The sequence below is a fragment of the Paenibacillus sp. FSL A5-0031 genome, assembly GCF_001956295.1.
Lineage (GTDB): Bacteria > Bacillota > Bacilli > Paenibacillales > Paenibacillaceae > Pristimantibacillus.
Map to the genome: position 1 here is coordinate 326,487 of NZ_MRTD01000002.1, position 16,083 is coordinate 342,569.

The following is a 16,083-nucleotide window of genomic DNA, read 5'->3' on the forward strand; positions in this document are numbered from 1 at the left end:
TCCTTCTACTTCTTGCGGCTATGAGCTGGATAGCGCATTTCGAACAGCTAATATATATTTTGACTGATCCAGCGGATTGACGCCTCGCCTTACCCGTTCCGCCTTTACATCAGGCGGACATTCGCGGTATCCTGCGAAGAAGGTTGCAAGCGCACCTCTGCCCTTGGTTAATGATCCAAATCTCGCAGGAAACTCAAGCGACGTAGCAACGGGAATAATCCCTTCAATTTCCATTCTCTCCTGCCTGACAACTGGCGTATCAAACTCACCTCGCATTAGAATGAGCTCGTTCATCAGCTTGCCGCCCGTCTCTTCTGGGGCAGAGAGGCGGAAGGACAGCATTGGCTCCAGCAGCTTTACTCCAATACGCGACAAGCCATCCATAATGCCCATCGGTGTTGCGACTGCAAAATCTAGCGGATGCGTATGCCATACATGATGTTCACCCTCAACGAGAGTAACCTTTATATCCGTTACCTCCCAGCCAAAGAGCCCCTGCTGAAGCGCTTCGGGCACGCTTCTTGCCACCTCGTTCTGATAGCGGTCAAGCAGCCGCTCTGATCGGACAACGGAGCTGAACGTTATCCCGCTCCCGCGCTCACCAGGCTCAATATGAAACCGCAGAATTGCCCAGCATGGCTTCGGCATCGTATAGGCAATGAAACCCTCGCCTGATTGAGCAGGCGTCTCTTTATAGATAACCGATGGCTGATCGAATTCAGCCTTTAAGCCGTACCGATTGTTCAGCACATGCGTGAGCACCTCAATCTGAATCGGCCCCATGACTTTCAGGTGCAGCTCGCGCTGCTCCTGCAGCCATTGCAAATCGAGCAGCGGATCTTCATCCGCCAGCTCATGCAGCGCTGCAACGACAGCCGGATATTCGGCTTCGTTGCTCCAGCGCACCTGTACCGTCAGCAGCGGAACAGCCATCCGCGTCTCACCGGGCACAAACTCAGCGCTGCCTATAATGTCGCCAATGCGCGCCTGAGTCCAGCCGCAGACTGCTGCAATATCGCCTGCCGCGAGCAGCCCTACATCCTCGGCCTTTTGCCCATCGATTTTGCGTATCTGCGTAATTTTCTCTTCGATCTGCTGCGTCTCGTTGCGGACGGAATCACGATTGCGAATCACCCCGCTGTACAGGCGGACATAGGCGATTCTGCCCATCGCTGCATCGCGCTCAATACGGAAGACGACGCCCGACACCGGACCATCTGAGACGATTTGGGGCGGCGGCAGCAGCGTAATCATCGCTTGCATGAGAGGCTCGATGCCTATCCCACGATTCGATGCGCCAAAAAGAATTGGAAATAATTCACCGCGCTGCGTGAGCTCAGGCAGCAGTTGATTCAGTTCTGCTTTGGGCAGTGTGCCGCTGTCCAAATATTGAACAAGCAGCGATTCATCTTGCTCTGCTACGGTCTCCTCCAGCTGCTGCAAATAAAGCTGCGCTTCCTCCGTCTCACTCCCTGATATTCCCGAAACGAGCAGGCTAACCGCACCGCTGAAACGATCCTCGATACCAAGCGGAGCCTGAACTGGCGCTGCTTGATTGGATAACAAACGCTTAATTTGCTGGATCGTTCCTATTGGATCTGCACCGATTCGGTCCAGCTTGTTCACGTAAATAAGAGTTGGAATGTTTCGTTCGCGCAGCGCATGCCATATGACTTCTGTCTGTGCCTGCACACCCTCGACTGCCGACAGAATAAGCACCGCTCCATCCATGACGCGCAGTGAACGTTCGACCTCAGATAGGAAATCGACGTGCCCCGGTGTATCGACCAGATTAATCGTTACTCCTTGCCAAGTAAAACGAGTTGCTGCTGCACGTACCGATATGCCTCTTGAGCGTTCCACTTCTAGAAAATCCGTCTGTGACGTGCCTGCATCCACACTGCCAAGCGAACGAATGCGACCGCTATGGAATAAAATCTGCTCTGTTGTAGTCGTCTTCCCCGCATCAACGTGAGCAAATATTCCGATGTTCCTTATATGTGTTGATGCATTTGGCTCCATATTGCATATCCCCTTACTCTCACTAGCTGTTCCTTTACTTATCCTACCGCTGAAAGCGTTTTACAGCAACAAAAAACGACCCGCCGGGCAAATGCCCGATGAGCCGTTAATAAATATGCTTCTTAATCCATTAGCCTTGATGAATCGCTTCAATATCGATTGAAATCTTCACTTCGTCGCCAATGAGCACGCCGCCCGTTTCAAGAGCAGCATTATACGTTAAGCCGTAGTCGCTGCGTTTCAGGCTGCCCGTCGCGCTAAAGCCTACTTTATCGTTGCCCCAAGGGTCTTTGCCTGCGCCTTCGAAGCTGACTGCAAATTTCTCGGAACGTGTCACACCATGAAGGCTCACATCGCCAACAACGGAATATTCGCCGTCGTCTGTTTTTGTGATTGCCGTTGCAGTAAATACAAGCTTCGGAAACTGCTCGATATCAAAAAAATCATTGTTGCGCAAATGTGCGTCACGATCCTTGTTTCGTGTGTCCACGCTATCAAGATCAATCGTAAGCTGGATATCAGCTGAAGTCAGGTCATGCGCATCAGCGGAAATATTGGCTTCAAACGCATGAAAAGTACCTTTTACTTTTGCGATCATCATATGCTTTACCGAGAAATCGATGCTGCTGTGCGTGGAATCAACCGTCCATTGTGATTTTGCCATTTTAAAATTCCTCCAATAAAAATTATTAACTTACTTTTTAAAACTTACTAACTTATATTATGTATATTTATATATTATTGCGTAATCCTATTTATGTCAATTGCATTTACAAAAAAAAGACACCAGTGAAGTAGTTAAACTTCTCTGATGTCAATTATTCATTATGATTTGAGCAAGCAGCATTGCCTTAGCTCATCTTAACCCTCCAAAACTGCGGATTTCTCCTTATTATCACGCTTAACAAGCCCATATTTCTCCCATTTTCTACTCTTCCATCGGAAGAACATAATAACGGCTCGCAGCCATTCATCTGCTGCAATCGCCAGCCAAATACCAGCGAGGCCCAGATCAAGCTGGAATACGAAGAAGTAGCCAAGCGGCAAGCTCATTGCGACCATAGAACCCATTCCGATATACAGAGGGTACTTTGCATCGCCTGATGCACGCAGTGAGTTGATAAGCACGATATTAATCGTACGGCCAGTCTCCAGCACGATGCTCAGCAGGAGCACATTTATGCCTAGCCGAACAATTTCCTCATCGTCCGTAAACATTCGCATGAGCGGCTCGCGGAACAAAATAACGAGCAACACGGCAAGCAAGGTTACCGCACTTGCCCCGCGCACGCTTTTCCATACTTGACGGTAGGCAATCGTTTGCTCGCCTGCACCAACCATCCTGCCTACGATAATCGCAGTACCCATGCCAATTGCGAAAGCAAACAGATACGTAAACATCGAAATGTTATTCGCATAGTTTTTCGCCGCCAAGGAGGCCGCGCCAAGATACGTAGCATAATACAAAAATACGATTTGGCATGCCTGATACATCACCTGCTCCAGTGCAGACGGTATGCCGATTCTCAGTATTTTGAGGATATACTCCTTGGACAATGCAATATAATACTTGATTTCAATCCGTACTGACATAATCCGGTACAGCATCCAGAAGAAGACGATGAGCGCTAAACCACGACTAATGACCGATGACAGCGCTGCACCTTGAACTCCCATCTCCGGAAATCCGAATTTCCCAAAAATAAGCAAATAGTTTCCGATAATATGAACGATATTCATGCCAAGCGATACGAACATCGCTTCCTTTGTAAAACCATGTACACGAATAATGGCCGATATCGAGTTGATGATAGCTTGAAGGAAAATCATGCCGCCTACAATGGCTAAATAGCTTTTCGCATGTTCAAGTATTTCACCTTGCAAATTTAACGTTTGCAGCAAATGTCCGCCGAACAACACGAACATAAGGCTTATAAATATCCCGACTACTAGATTGAGCGAGATTGCGAGCGCTGATATTTTGGCAGCTTCTACATACTTGCGAGAACCGATATATTGCGCAACTACTATGGATGCCCCGTTGCCGATTACCTCTAATAGTAAGATTGCTATATGCAAATATTGATTTGATGCACCAACGCCGGATACAGCATTATCCGAAATTGCACTCAGCATCAGCGTATCTGCAATACCCATCAGCATAAACAAAAAGATTTCTAAAAATATGGGCCATGTCAGAAAAAATAAGCTTAAGCCCTTCTGATCCTTTTGCCCTGTTCCATTACCAGCCTCTGCTGTTGTCATGCTGTCACCTTCTTCTAATATAAAAAGTAAAACACAAGGTATCGTAGCATATAAAATAGCTTATTGCACGTTAGAATCGTACCTTTACATAAATAATTTTTTTGTATTTCTTCTACTAAAACAACCTTCCTATGATGCCGAGTCGTTACCTTTTTAGAAGCAGAAGATTCACAGTTAGAAAGAAAAATCAACTATTAAACATGTTATAATAGGTGTCTAATTTTATTCAGCGATACAGTAACAAATAAGGAGTGTACCTCATGAATTCAATATTGTTTATTGCAGCGTGGGCTATAGTTGGCATTTCTATTGGCGGTTTAATCGTGGTTTTTAAAAATAGAGCTAAGAAATAAGTATAAGCTAGCCTTCTTTACAATAAAAAAAGACTGTGCTTGGGTCGCCATAGCAACCTAAGTACAGTCTTTCTCTTTATAATATAAAATGATAGATATCATTATTGCTCTTCAGACTCTTCCTCAGCTGCTTCTTCTTCAGCTGACTCTTCTTCTGCTTCCTCAGAGGCTTCTTCCTCCGTAGCTGCAGCAGCTTCTTCCACTTCTTCTTCCAGTTCAGCCTCAACAGCTTCTACTACTTCTTCAGCTGGAGCCTCTTCCGAAATCAGTTCAGCGGTTTCTTCCACGCCTTCTTGAACTACTTCTTCTTCTTGGCTCATGTTTATTCACCTCCTACTTCTTATTACCTTAATTGTAGCGCTTTCATAGAACTAAACAAGAGGTGTAAAATGTCGTTTCATAGGAACTATTTTCGCATTTTGTATTGTTCGATTCCATTTGCGTTTCTTCGACTTTTTTTCCCCGCCAGAGGTCTAGTACTTCGTTCCGACTTACGGCGGTTTTGCATAACAGATGAACTAGATAAGATGTATAACGACTAGTAAAATCGCTTCTATAATATAACTGTATATGGTGCTATCATTACTTTCAGGGGGCTCATTCCATGCATTATTTATTCATTTATTTTGAACTCGGCACGTTAATGCTCTTTGTCATTTTTTCATTAATCGTTGCTGCCAAAGCATCAAAACTTGCTTATAGCCAAACCGAGCAGCAGCTTAATTACAAAACACGAAAGCTGTTATTTTGGTCTGTTTGCTTAAGCTTTCTTACGGTGGGAATTGCTGGAGCGGATTTAATACTGGCTTCGATGACGCATCCTCAGTTTTGGACACATCGGCTGCTCATTCACACGCCGTTTGCCATCATTCCAGTGCTGCTCATTTGGCTTGGTTCATACCCAAAAATGCGCAGGCTCATACGGCGAACGAACGCCCGGACTGAGAAGGCTAATGATGTAGCACGGCGCCGCCAAGCATCCGATCCCGTACTTATTGTTCCCTTTCAGCTAGCACCGCTTTGCTCATTTGCCATGCTTTATTTTGCTTTTATTCCGCCTCATTCATTCCGCTGGTCTTTCGTGACAATGACGACCACCTTCTTTTTGTTTATTGCTTGCATCGTCTGGATGCTTCAAACTCACCGCAACCAGCTTGCAGCGGAGGCACCACCCGTTTACCGCCCTTGGCTGCGCAAATTGCGCCATACTGGCGTTCTACTCGTTGTTATAGCCATACTGGGCATTCCCTTTATGATGGCCTTTGAGGGCAATCGCCTGTCTGAGCGGCTAAGCATTATCCCCGACGGAATAGATGAATCCTTTTCTCTGCATCCCTCGGAGCGCCAAATTGTCATCCAGCACTGACAACCCCTATGCAGAGGAGGAGTGAGTACTAGACTTTAGTCCAGCTAACCATTTTACCTACAGCAGGAGGACAGTTAATTTCATTGTATGCTATGCTGAATTCAGCCAAGCAAAAACGCCTTCAGCATCCTCTGGATACTGAAGCAGCTTTGACAGAGAAATATAAGAAAAGTAGGAGCAATTAATATACTTTCTTATATTTTAATAAAACGTTGATTGGGGTGCAATAAAACAATGAAGCTAAAAACCATTAGCGGGTTTGTCCTCCTGCTGCTCGGAGCTGTGTTATTTCTAAACCAAGGCGAAGAATTCGGCCCAGGCAAAATATTTGCCTACTTCTGGCCATCGTTATTCGTCATACCCGTTGGGCTTTTCTTTCACTGGCTGTATTTTTCTATGATTGGCAGACGTGGATCAGGCCTATTAATTCCGGGAGGCATTTTGTTCACTGCAGGTGTCGTTTGTCAGATCGCTATGTTATTCAACAATTGGGGGTACATGTGGCCGGGCTTTATTCTCGCCGTCGCCGTTGGCTTGTTCGAATTTTATTGGTTCGGCAATCGGAACAAATGGCTGCTTATTCCCATTAACATTTTGACTGTGTTGTCAATTCTCTTCTTCGCCGTCTTCTCCATTGGCTCCCTCTACAGCAAGTTTTTGCTCAGCCAGCCGATTATTGCGATCATCCTTATTCTCTGCGGCGCTGTCATCCTGCTGACGAAGAAGAAAGACATTTAACAACTCCCTCCTATGGTATGGTATAATCACATGCATCGCGAACCTAAGCACATGCTGCTTACGAGGTGGTTTGCTTCGCAAACCTAAGATTATGCTTACGAAGTGGTTTGCTTCGCAAACCTAGGATTATGCTTACGAAGTGGTTTGCTTCGCAAACCTAGGATTATGCTTACGAAGTGGTTTGCTGCGCAAACCTTTAGGAGGAAATAAAAGATGTTGTCTTTTGAACAAAAGCTTGCAATAATTGAAGGCTTTCCTGAATTAGAACGGAAGGATGTTTCACTTGGCCGCACGAACTTCCATTACGAAGAAAGCGCACATGAGAAAAAGTCGGTCGTGCACCATCTACATCCGAACGGAAACGGTTATGTTTTCGCTGGCTTAGTTAAGGGTGTAGCAACCGATGACAAAGGCCTAGTCAACATTCGCGATTTCAACGAGGAAGAGCTTCGCTCGCTTATTGAGAAATCGATCCATTCTCTATCCATCGCACCGCCAGAGAAACCGGAATCGAAGAAAAAGAAAAAGCAAAAGGCACCGCAAGAAGAGCGCTGGATCGGACCGGACAATGCTGTGCTAACACTGCTGTTTGAAGAAGATCTTTGGTATCTATATGCCGATTTGAATCTGGAATCCGCTTTCGAGACCTACGAGGAAGCTGAGCAGTACTTAGAAGAAGAGCAATTCTCACGCGCCTAGCCGATACATGGCAACGAATGTTTGTTCATAGGTACCAAAATCCGTATTGCTTCATAAAAGGAGAAACGATCGCTGTTTCTCCTTTTTTCTGTGCGCCTAAACAGGATTTTTGTCATTCCGTGTCTAATTGTAAGTAGGAGCATCTTAGACCGTGGGAGGAATTATTTTTGTCGATTAAAGCTAAGCTATCCTTCTCCATATCCATAATAGTAGCTGTCATACTGACACTAAGCACCTTGCTCTATTACTACACAACAAAAACTGAAGCTGAGGCTAATCTAGAAGTTCAGTTTACTAATATTGCAAAGCAAATAAGCAGTACGGTCGAAGCGTCAGAGAACGCCCGCCAGTACATGGAGGACACGCTTGGCGACAAGCTGCGCATTGCCTCTCTAGCGGCAAAGTCACAGCTGGATCCCGAAATTAAAAATGTAACAAATGAGCAGCTCGTCAAGCTTAGCGCTCAGCTTGGCGTCGATCATATTACATTATGGCAGCGCTTTGGAAACGATGTTGTTGCGAAACGTTCCTCAGATCCCAATGAAATTAATATGAGCTCAAAAACCTGGGATTATTGGCATGTTGCCTTTTTACAGCTTTTCGACAAACATGAAGTAAACATTGTACAAGGTCAGAAGCTCAAAAACTTCTGGTCAGGCCCGTTTAATTTCTCAACGTCGGATCCGTCCGAAATTCGCAAATGGGGCTATTACCATGACGGTTCAACAAACTATATCATCAATCCATACGTCAACGCTCAGGTGCTGCTTGATTTCGACTATACCATTGGGACAGATGCAATCGTTAACAAGATCATTGCCGACCAATCCGATATTCTAGAAGTTACCGGATTCGACCTTGAGTTTTACGGCAAGGACAAAATTATTAAATACAAACAAGGCATTCCCGTTTACAACCTCGACGTTCGAGCCATCCCGTTTGGCGACTATAACTATCAGGATCAATCAAACGATTTTTTAAATATTCAACAAGTCAATAAAACCGGTAAGAGCCTTACTGTCAAAAGAAACATCAACGGCGTTCCGGTTATCAAAAACTTTATCCCGATTAAGACGAACAAAAACTATGTGTTTAGCGTTGTTTTTGATCAGAAAGCGATTCAAAAACCCGTTAATCAGCTGCTGGTTATGCAATTTGTCATTTCACTTGGGCTCGTGCTTATTACGATGATTGCGAGCTATTTCATAGCCGGCTTCATGCTGCGCGGTCTGAATCAAGTTATTCGTAAAGTAAACGCGATTGCTGCAGGAGATTTTGGGGAAGTCATTACGATACGCAGCGAGGATGAGTTAGGCTTGCTTGCCTCTCGTGTCGACACGATGGGCAATAATCTAAATCATTATACAACTCAGCTTAAAGCTGCTGCGGAAGAGCTGCAAAGCACGAAGCAGTATTTGGAATCCTTCGTCAATCATACATCGGACGCCATTCATGTCACTGATTTGGAAGGCCATGTCATACAGGTCAATATCGCTTTTGAAAAAATGTACGGCTGGAGCCAAGAAGAAGCGCTTGGCATCACGCTTGATAACGTTCCGCGAGGCTACTTAAGCTCACACCAAGAGCTTGAGGCCACTGTACTGCGAGGCGGCTCTGTAACAGACTATGAAACTGTGCGTTACAGTAAATCCGGCAATCTCATCGATCTCAGCATTACGATTTCTCCTATTCGCGACGAGCTGGGCACCATTATTGCGATTGCCACTATATCTCGGAATATTACTTCACGCAAACAAACAGAAGAAATTATTAGGCGCTCTGAGAAGCTATCGGTCGTTGGTCAAATCGCTGCGGGCGTGGCGCATGAGGTTCGCAATCCGCTTACGACACTGCGTGGCTTTGTACAGCTGCACAAGCAGACCGGCTCGTTATCGCCAGCTCATCTTGAGATTATGCTTGGCGAGCTCGATCAGATTAATATGATCGTGAGCGAGTTTCTCGTATTCGCTAAGCCGCAGGCCACGATCTATCAGCCTGTGAATATCATCCGCCTCGTTGGCGATATTATGATGCTGCTCGATTCAGAGGCAAAGATGAGCAATGTGCAGCTTGCCCTGCTCGCGGAAGCCGAGCTTCCTGAGGTGATTGGCGAGGCTAATCAGCTGAAGCAGGTTTTCGTAAATATTATGAAAAACGGCATTGAATCGATGACCAGCGGCGGTGTGCTTTCCGTAAAAGTGGCGTGTGATGCTAATAAGGTAATCATCCTGCAATTTATCGATCAAGGCTGCGGAATTGCCGAGAGTGATTTGCTTCGCCTAGGAGAGCCTTTCTTTACGAATAAAACGAGCGGAAATGGTCTCGGCCTTATGGTAAGCCAACAGATTATCGCTGCGCATAAGGGCACCATTGTGTTCCACAGCGAGCTTGGCTCAGGCACCTGCGTTGAAATATCATTGCCAACGGACAGCTAGGATAACGACCTTGCTGTCCGGTTTTATATTATTTTGTAGAAAATTAAGCTACTATGGTAAAATGTGTCCGTAGCCTATTACCCATCCATAGTTTTTTTTAATAAGTACGTATTATCATTCCGCTACATTGGGAGTCGCTTATGTCATGACTATGAATTCCCCTATGTCACAGTATATTATTATTGTCATTATTTCAGGCGTTCTTAGCGTGCTGCTTGCCATATATGCTTATTACAACAAGACTAAATTTTCGGGCATGAGCGTGTTTATGTGGATGACCGCTCTATCAGCCGTATACACCTTTGCTTTCGCATTTGAGCTTGCCAGCGATTCGCTTCAAGAAATCCGCTTTTGGTTAAACATTGAATATATAGGCATGCCCTTTATCGCTCCTTGCAGCCTCCTGCTCATCATGCACTATGTTGGGCTAAATAAATTCAATACGTTCAAAAAATCATGGGTCTTATTCGTTATTCCTGCCATAACGCTGCTCATGGTTACTACCAACGAATATCATAATCTCTTTTATAAAAACTTATATTTGCGGCCTCATGTTGCTACAACAGTGGTGGATGTAGTGCCTGGCATCTGGTATTACGTGCATGGCGGATACACTTTTGGATCTATGCTCGCCAGCTTGTTTATATTAGCGCGCCATTGGCAGAAGACAAAATCCATTTATCGCAAGCAAATGCTCACACTGGCAGTAGGCATTTCGCTCCCTATGCTAGGTGCGCTTATGTATGTGCTTGGTCAAACTCCGCTTGGGATGGACCCTGTTCCGATTCTTATGTGTGTGACATCCATATTGTATGTTACATCCATATTCTCGACTGCGCTGCTGACCGTTGCGCCTATCGCGCGGGAACATATTTTTGAGAGCATGCGCGACGGCGTTCTCGTTCTTAATTTAGAAAACCAAATCATGGACTTTAATGGCGCAGCCACAACGATTATTCCTGCGCTTACTCCTTTAGCGATTGGCCAGAAGCTGGATCACATCTGGAAGCGCGGAGCCGAATCAGGGGCCTTTTCCTTCGGAATGGACGAAACCGGAGAGTACGAGCAGGAGTTCAAATGGATTCGAGGCGGGGAAACGTTCTACTACCGGATAAGAGCCTCCAACTTATTAAAGCCAAATGGCCAGCTTGCTGGCAGAACCATCGTGATGATCGATGTGACGGAATACACGCTGCTTCAGAATAAGCTGCGCCATCTCGCGGAAATTGATGGGCTTACTTCTATTTATAATCGAACCTTCTTTATGGAAAAAAGCAGACAGCTGCTTTCCTCTGCCCATGAAACGAAGCAGCCGCTTTCGTTTATTTTGTTTGATATCGATTATTTCAAACAAATCAACGACCGTTATGGGCATAGCTTAGGCGATTTTGCATTGCAGCATGTCGTTATGATTTGCCAGCAAACGCTCCCGGCTGATGCCTTATTCGGACGTTATGGCGGAGAAGAGTTCGCTATAAGCTTGCCGAATACATCACTTGTACAAGCTGGTCAAATCGCTGAGCAGCTCCGTGCAGCCATTGCCGGAAATCCGCTCTACAGCGCGGCTAGAGCGATATCCATAACCGCTAGCTTCGGGGTCGCTGAGGCAAAAACCGCCGATGTTCCGCTTGAAGCGTTATTAAGTGAAGCAGACGTGGCACTCTACCAATCCAAGCATAGCGGAAGAAACGCTGTGCATTTGTCCAATCAGGACCGTGTACATGCAAATCAACAAAAATAACCATACTAGCATGAAAGAGATAGGTGGGATGACTTCATGTTTAAATTTGCCGCCTTGCGCGACATATTGCGTTTTCGGCCAAGTCCTCCGCAAGTGATGACCTTCGGCTTTATATTTCTCATATTGATTGGCGCCGAGCTCTTATCGCAGCCTATATCTTATTCGAATGACGTTTCGCTTTCTTATCTGGACGCTTTGTTTATGTCCACCAGCGCAATTTGCGTAACAGGACTTACTGTATTAAATCCCGGCACTCATTTTTCCACATTCGGTCAGGTTGTCATCATCGCATTAGCCCAAATCGGCGGATTAGGTTTTATGACGATGGCAACCTTATTTGCTTTGCTGTTTCGCAAGCGCATTTCGTTTCGGGAGCGGCTCGTGCTGCAAGAATCCATGAACTATGGCTCAACAGAAGGCATCGTACGCATGATTCGTAAAGTTCTACTCTACGCTCTAGTCATCGAGTTAACCGGGGCGCTACTGCTTAGCAGCTATTTCATGCTGGAAATGCCGGTCGGGAAGTCGATTTATTTTGGCATTTTCCATAGTATTTCTTTTTTCAACAATGCTGGCTTTGATTTGTTTTCCCAATTTCCCGAACGGGCAAGCAGTCTCATCCATTACGTAGAGGACCCGTTTGTAAATATCGTATCGATGCTGCTGATCTTTTTTGGCGGAATCGGGTTTATCGTCATATCAGAGCTCGTGAACTATCCAAAAAACAGAAAGCTCAGCTTACATAGCAAGGTTGTCTTGTCAGTTACCGGCCTTCTCACCGTAGTTGGCGCGATTGTTATTTTTGCCTTGGAGTTTTCCAATTCCAGTACGCTTCACCCGCTAACCGCAATCGGAAAAATTCTTGGCGCCTTGTTCCAATCGGTTACAGCTCGTTCAGCTGGTTTAAGTACGGTTGATCCCAGCATGCTGCGAGAGGTCACTCAGTTTTTCATCATTCTGCTTATGTTTATCGGCGCGGGCCCCGGCTCAACGGGCGGCGGTATTCGTGTAACGACCTTCGCTATTCTCATTGGAGCAATCGTAGCGATGATGAGGGGAAAAGAAGATGTTGTCTTGTTCCGTTATCGCATTTCCAAAACCCAAATTCATCAAGCGATTATGTTCACTATGATTGCGTTCTCGATTATTTGCGGGGCGACCATGCTTCTCTCCATCACAGAGACAGGGTCTTTTCTTGCCATATTGTTTGAAGCGACCTCGGCCTACTGTACGGTCGGCATGTCAGCAGGACTAACGAGCCACTTGAGTGAAATCGGAAAAATTATTATTATTTTGCTTATGTTTGTCGGACGGCTAGGGCCTGTCACGTTGGCCTTTGCGCTTAACACGCGTACCAAAAAAGAGCTCTACCGCTACCCTGAAGGCAAAATCACGATTGGGTAGGCTCGCATTTGCATCGATAATCTAGTGAATGATACGATAGCTAAAGGCTAGTCGTTCCGGAAGGCTACTAAAGGAGTTAACGTCATCATGATTAAAAATTCACATAACGATTCGATACTGAAATTTCGTGAGGAATGGCGCAATAGCAGTAAACGAGTGCTGATCGTGACTGCGGTTGATGCCGAGCGCGATGCGGTTCTTCGCGGGCTAGATGAATTAAACCGTGTCGACGTCATAACGGCTGGAGTAGGCGCAGCGTCGGCGGCAGCACGCACAGCGGCGTACTTAACGGCGGCAGCTGAATCCTACGATTTGGTTATAAGCGCTGGCATTGGCGGCGGTTTTGTCGGAAAAGCAGAGATAGGCTCATTAGTCGTTGCCGACCTCATTGTTGCTGCTGACCTAGGTGCCGAGACGCAGGATGGTTTCCTTAGCTTGGACGAGCTGGGGTTCGGTTCAGCACGTATTGCTGTAAGCACGACTTGGAATGATCGTTTGTATGCTGCTATTCAATCAGCCGGCTTATCGGTTTGCAGCGGCGCTATTCTTACCGTTACAACAGCAACAGGTACGGCTGAGACCACTGCTGCGCTAAGCAAGCGGATCAGCGGCGCGTCTGCGGAAGGAATGGAAGGCCATGGCGTAGCAGTAGCTGCATCCGCACTTGGTATTCCAGTTACTGAAATTCGCGCGATATCCAATGCGGTTGGACCGCGGGATCGCTCCGCATGGCGCATTGGAGAAGCATTAGCCTCATTAGAAGCAGCTAGTAAAGCCATACGGGAGGTTTTTTAAAATGAATATCGCTTATTCACCCTGTCCAAATGATACTTTCGTTTTCCATGCTTGGGCGCACGGGCTTATTCCGGGTGCACCTGAGCTGGACGTTACCTATGCCGATATCGATATTACGAACAATTGGGCCGCAAAAGGCAAAGGACCCGAAGTCATGAAAATATCTTACGCTGCACTCCCTTGGGTGTTGGAAGATTATAAGCTTCTACCTTGTGGAGGCGCACTGGGCAGAGGCTGCGGACCGCTCGTATTAACTGCCGGAGAAATAAAAAATGCTTCTGATCTAGCAGGCAAACGAGTAGCTGTACCAAGTGAGCGCTCAACCGCTTATCTTTTATTCCGATTATGGGCGGCTCAGCATATTCCGAACGGGGATCTCGAAATTGTCGTCATGCCCTTCCACGAAATTATGCCTGCCGTTCGCGATGGTCAAATCGATGCGGGACTCGTTATTCATGAAGCCCGCTTCACTTATCCCACATATGGGCTCAGCATGCTGACTGATCTGGGCAGCTGGTGGGAATCAGATACAGGCTTGGCAATTCCGCTTGGAGCCATCATTGCCAAGCGCTCGCTGGACACAGATGCCATTACCAATTGGGTTCGCGAATCTGTTGAATATGCATGGGCTAATCCCGAGGAGTCTCGCCCCTATATTATGATGCATGCGCAGGAGCTCTCACCAGACGTTGCGCAGGCGCACATCGATTTATACGTCAATGAGTTTACTGGAAATCTTGGTGACGACGGGTATGCCGCGATAACTGCACTGCTTGGCCGTGCTGCTGAAGAAGGGCTCGTCCCAAGCTTTGACTTGTCACTGCTGCGCTAGCGCAAAGCTATTTAAAAACGAAGGCCTCGCAGCAGACCCGCTCCCATCTACACTGCACTTACCTGCAATGTAGCGACTCATCAGACGACTGCTTGTGAGCTGCGTTTTTTGCAGCAAGATTAACAACAATACCCCCAATTCCGACGAATTGGGGGATTTCTATTATAATGGCTTCAACAGAGCAAAAGCGCTGCCTTACTTTTCACTAGCCTTGTTTTCACACGCAAACCGATCTGTTTAGTCCGCACCCAAAAAGAAGAGGGTGCGCCTAAAGTAGATAAATCTACATAAGGCGCACCCTCTTCTATCACAGCTGCACTCTGACCTCACTTGCTGGAATCCTTTTCTATGACCGTAAGCGGGCCAAACGGGTCCGCAGATGAATCTTCATCTGCTTCGACAAAGCGCTTAAGCGCAAACAGTTTATTTTCCCAATAACGCTCATAATAGGCCAGCCATCGCTTCAGCTCAAGGAGAGGCTCAGGGTCGAGCCGGTAACGCGTTTCCCGTCCAACCTTCCTATCCTTAACGAGTCCAGCATCCGCCAAAACACGCAAATGCTTCGAAACCGCCGTACGGCTCATCGTGAAATGACCGCTTATAACGGTAACCGGCAGCTCCTCATCCCCAAGCAAATGCAGCAGCTTGCGACGCGTTGGGTCAGCAATAGCCTGAAACACATCATGCTTTGGTGCGGGCTCAGCCATATTAGGCCTCTACATAAGCGCTAAGTTTCTGAACAAGACCAACCCAGCCGCCTGACATGCGATCACGAACCTCTGCATGCGACTGTCCGAACTCAGTAACTTTGTTCGCATCCCAGCCAGAGTGAACAAGGGTGAATTCCGTTTTACCTTGCAAATCAGACAGTTCGAAGCTGAGTGACCAATCCTTGCCCCATTCAAAGGTTAGGCGAGTCGGCGGTTCAAGCACGGTTACTTTGCAGGGGGAATTTCCGAAAGGTCCCGCTTCCAAATGAAATTCATAACCAAGCTCCGCTTGAAAATTGTTCGGCATAAACCATGCGGCAATACCCTCGGATGTTGCAACAGCATCCCATACTTTTTGAATCGGCGCGTTAAGTATCAGCGTTTGTCTAATATCAGACAGCGTACCTTGTGTATTATTGTTTTCCAACTCATGACCTCCATTTAATGTATCTTGGCAGTTTATAGACAACAATATGAAACCATTTGGTTTCGTAACGAGATTATATAACACCTTTTGGTTGCACGTCAAATAGGTAAACCAAGCCAATCGCTAGTTTACCCATTTGACTCTTCCCTTATTTCATATCGTATTATAGAACCTGCCTCATTAGTGAAGTGCGCCAAACGACTGCTTACTTTAAGCTAAACACGCATATCAAACGTCCGATCCGAATTTGCCACTTGCCCTATCGAAACTTTTGGCGCCACTGCGCTGACATACAG

14 protein-coding genes are annotated in these 16,083 nt (G+C 46.4%); 8 read left to right on the forward strand and 6 right to left on the reverse strand.

The annotated features are described in order from the left end of the window. Nucleotides 1–18: 18 nt before the first annotated feature. The 4 genes from BK120_RS04950 to BK120_RS04965 form a co-directional block, all read right to left on the reverse strand. Complete coding sequence (locus BK120_RS04950) at nucleotides 19–2,022, reverse strand: GTP-binding protein (RefSeq protein WP_076266373.1); 2,004 nt, start codon at nucleotides 2,020–2,022, stop codon at nucleotides 19–21. A gap of 130 nt (nucleotides 2,023–2,152) precedes the next feature. Next, nucleotides 2,153–2,686 (reverse strand): YceI family protein, encoded by a 534-nt coding sequence (locus BK120_RS04955; protein ID WP_076266374.1) that lies wholly within the window; start codon nucleotides 2,684–2,686, stop codon nucleotides 2,153–2,155. Between the two features lie 197 nt (nucleotides 2,687–2,883). Then, nucleotides 2,884–4,287: an MATE family efflux transporter gene (locus tag BK120_RS04960; protein ID WP_372238953.1), complete on the reverse strand. Its 1,404-nt coding sequence runs from the start codon at nucleotides 4,285–4,287 to the stop codon at nucleotides 2,884–2,886. A gap of 454 nt (nucleotides 4,288–4,741) precedes the next feature. Then, the gene (locus BK120_RS04965; RefSeq protein WP_076266376.1) at nucleotides 4,742–4,960 is read right to left on the reverse strand and encodes a hypothetical protein; all 219 of its coding nucleotides are present in this window, start codon (nucleotides 4,958–4,960) and stop codon (nucleotides 4,742–4,744) included. Nucleotides 4,961–5,244: 284 nt separating this feature from the next. Between BK120_RS04965 and BK120_RS04970 the strand changes: the two genes are divergently transcribed. From BK120_RS04970 to BK120_RS05005, 8 genes are all read left to right on the forward strand, one after another. Continuing rightward, a complete protein-coding gene (locus tag BK120_RS04970; RefSeq protein ID WP_076266377.1) occupies nucleotides 5,245–6,006 on the forward strand; it encodes a hypothetical protein in 762 nt (253 codons plus the stop codon). Nucleotides 6,007–6,240: 234 nt separating this feature from the next. Next, nucleotides 6,241–6,744, forward strand: coding sequence for a hypothetical protein (locus tag BK120_RS04975; RefSeq protein WP_076266378.1), 504 nt, complete (start codon nucleotides 6,241–6,243; stop codon nucleotides 6,742–6,744). A 213-nt stretch (nucleotides 6,745–6,957) separates the two neighbouring features. After that, on the forward strand, nucleotides 6,958–7,443 hold the full coding sequence (locus tag BK120_RS04980) for a hypothetical protein (RefSeq protein WP_076266379.1): 486 nt from the start codon (nucleotides 6,958–6,960) through the stop codon (nucleotides 7,441–7,443). A 167-nt stretch (nucleotides 7,444–7,610) separates the two neighbouring features. Further along, entirely contained in the window at nucleotides 7,611–9,878 is a 2,268-nt protein-coding gene (locus BK120_RS04985; protein ID WP_076266380.1) for a PAS domain S-box protein, read from the forward strand. A gap of 145 nt (nucleotides 9,879–10,023) precedes the next feature. Continuing rightward, the gene (locus BK120_RS04990; RefSeq protein ID WP_083681628.1) at nucleotides 10,024–11,619 is read left to right on the forward strand and encodes a histidine kinase N-terminal 7TM domain-containing diguanylate cyclase; all 1,596 of its coding nucleotides are present in this window, start codon (nucleotides 10,024–10,026) and stop codon (nucleotides 11,617–11,619) included. A gap of 36 nt (nucleotides 11,620–11,655) precedes the next feature. Beyond that, nucleotides 11,656–13,023: a TrkH family potassium uptake protein gene (locus BK120_RS04995; protein WP_076266381.1), complete on the forward strand. Its 1,368-nt coding sequence runs from the start codon at nucleotides 11,656–11,658 to the stop codon at nucleotides 13,021–13,023. Between the two features lie 87 nt (nucleotides 13,024–13,110). Then, complete coding sequence (locus BK120_RS05000; RefSeq protein ID WP_083681630.1) at nucleotides 13,111–13,818, forward strand: futalosine hydrolase; 708 nt, start codon at nucleotides 13,111–13,113, stop codon at nucleotides 13,816–13,818. 1 nt (nucleotide 13,819) lies between these two features. Then, nucleotides 13,820–14,650, forward strand: a complete 831-nt coding sequence (locus BK120_RS05005; protein WP_076266382.1) for a 1,4-dihydroxy-6-naphtoate synthase — start codon at nucleotides 13,820–13,822, stop codon at nucleotides 14,648–14,650. Between the two features lie 326 nt (nucleotides 14,651–14,976). Here the strand turns inward: BK120_RS05005 and BK120_RS05010 are convergent, their stop codons facing one another. Beyond that, nucleotides 14,977–15,357, reverse strand: coding sequence for an ArsR/SmtB family transcription factor (locus tag BK120_RS05010; RefSeq protein ID WP_076266383.1), 381 nt, complete (start codon nucleotides 15,355–15,357; stop codon nucleotides 14,977–14,979). 1 nt (nucleotide 15,358) lies between these two features. Further along, complete coding sequence (locus BK120_RS05015; RefSeq protein ID WP_076266384.1) at nucleotides 15,359–15,787, reverse strand: SRPBCC family protein; 429 nt, start codon at nucleotides 15,785–15,787, stop codon at nucleotides 15,359–15,361. Nucleotides 15,788–16,083: the final 296 nt, after the last annotated feature.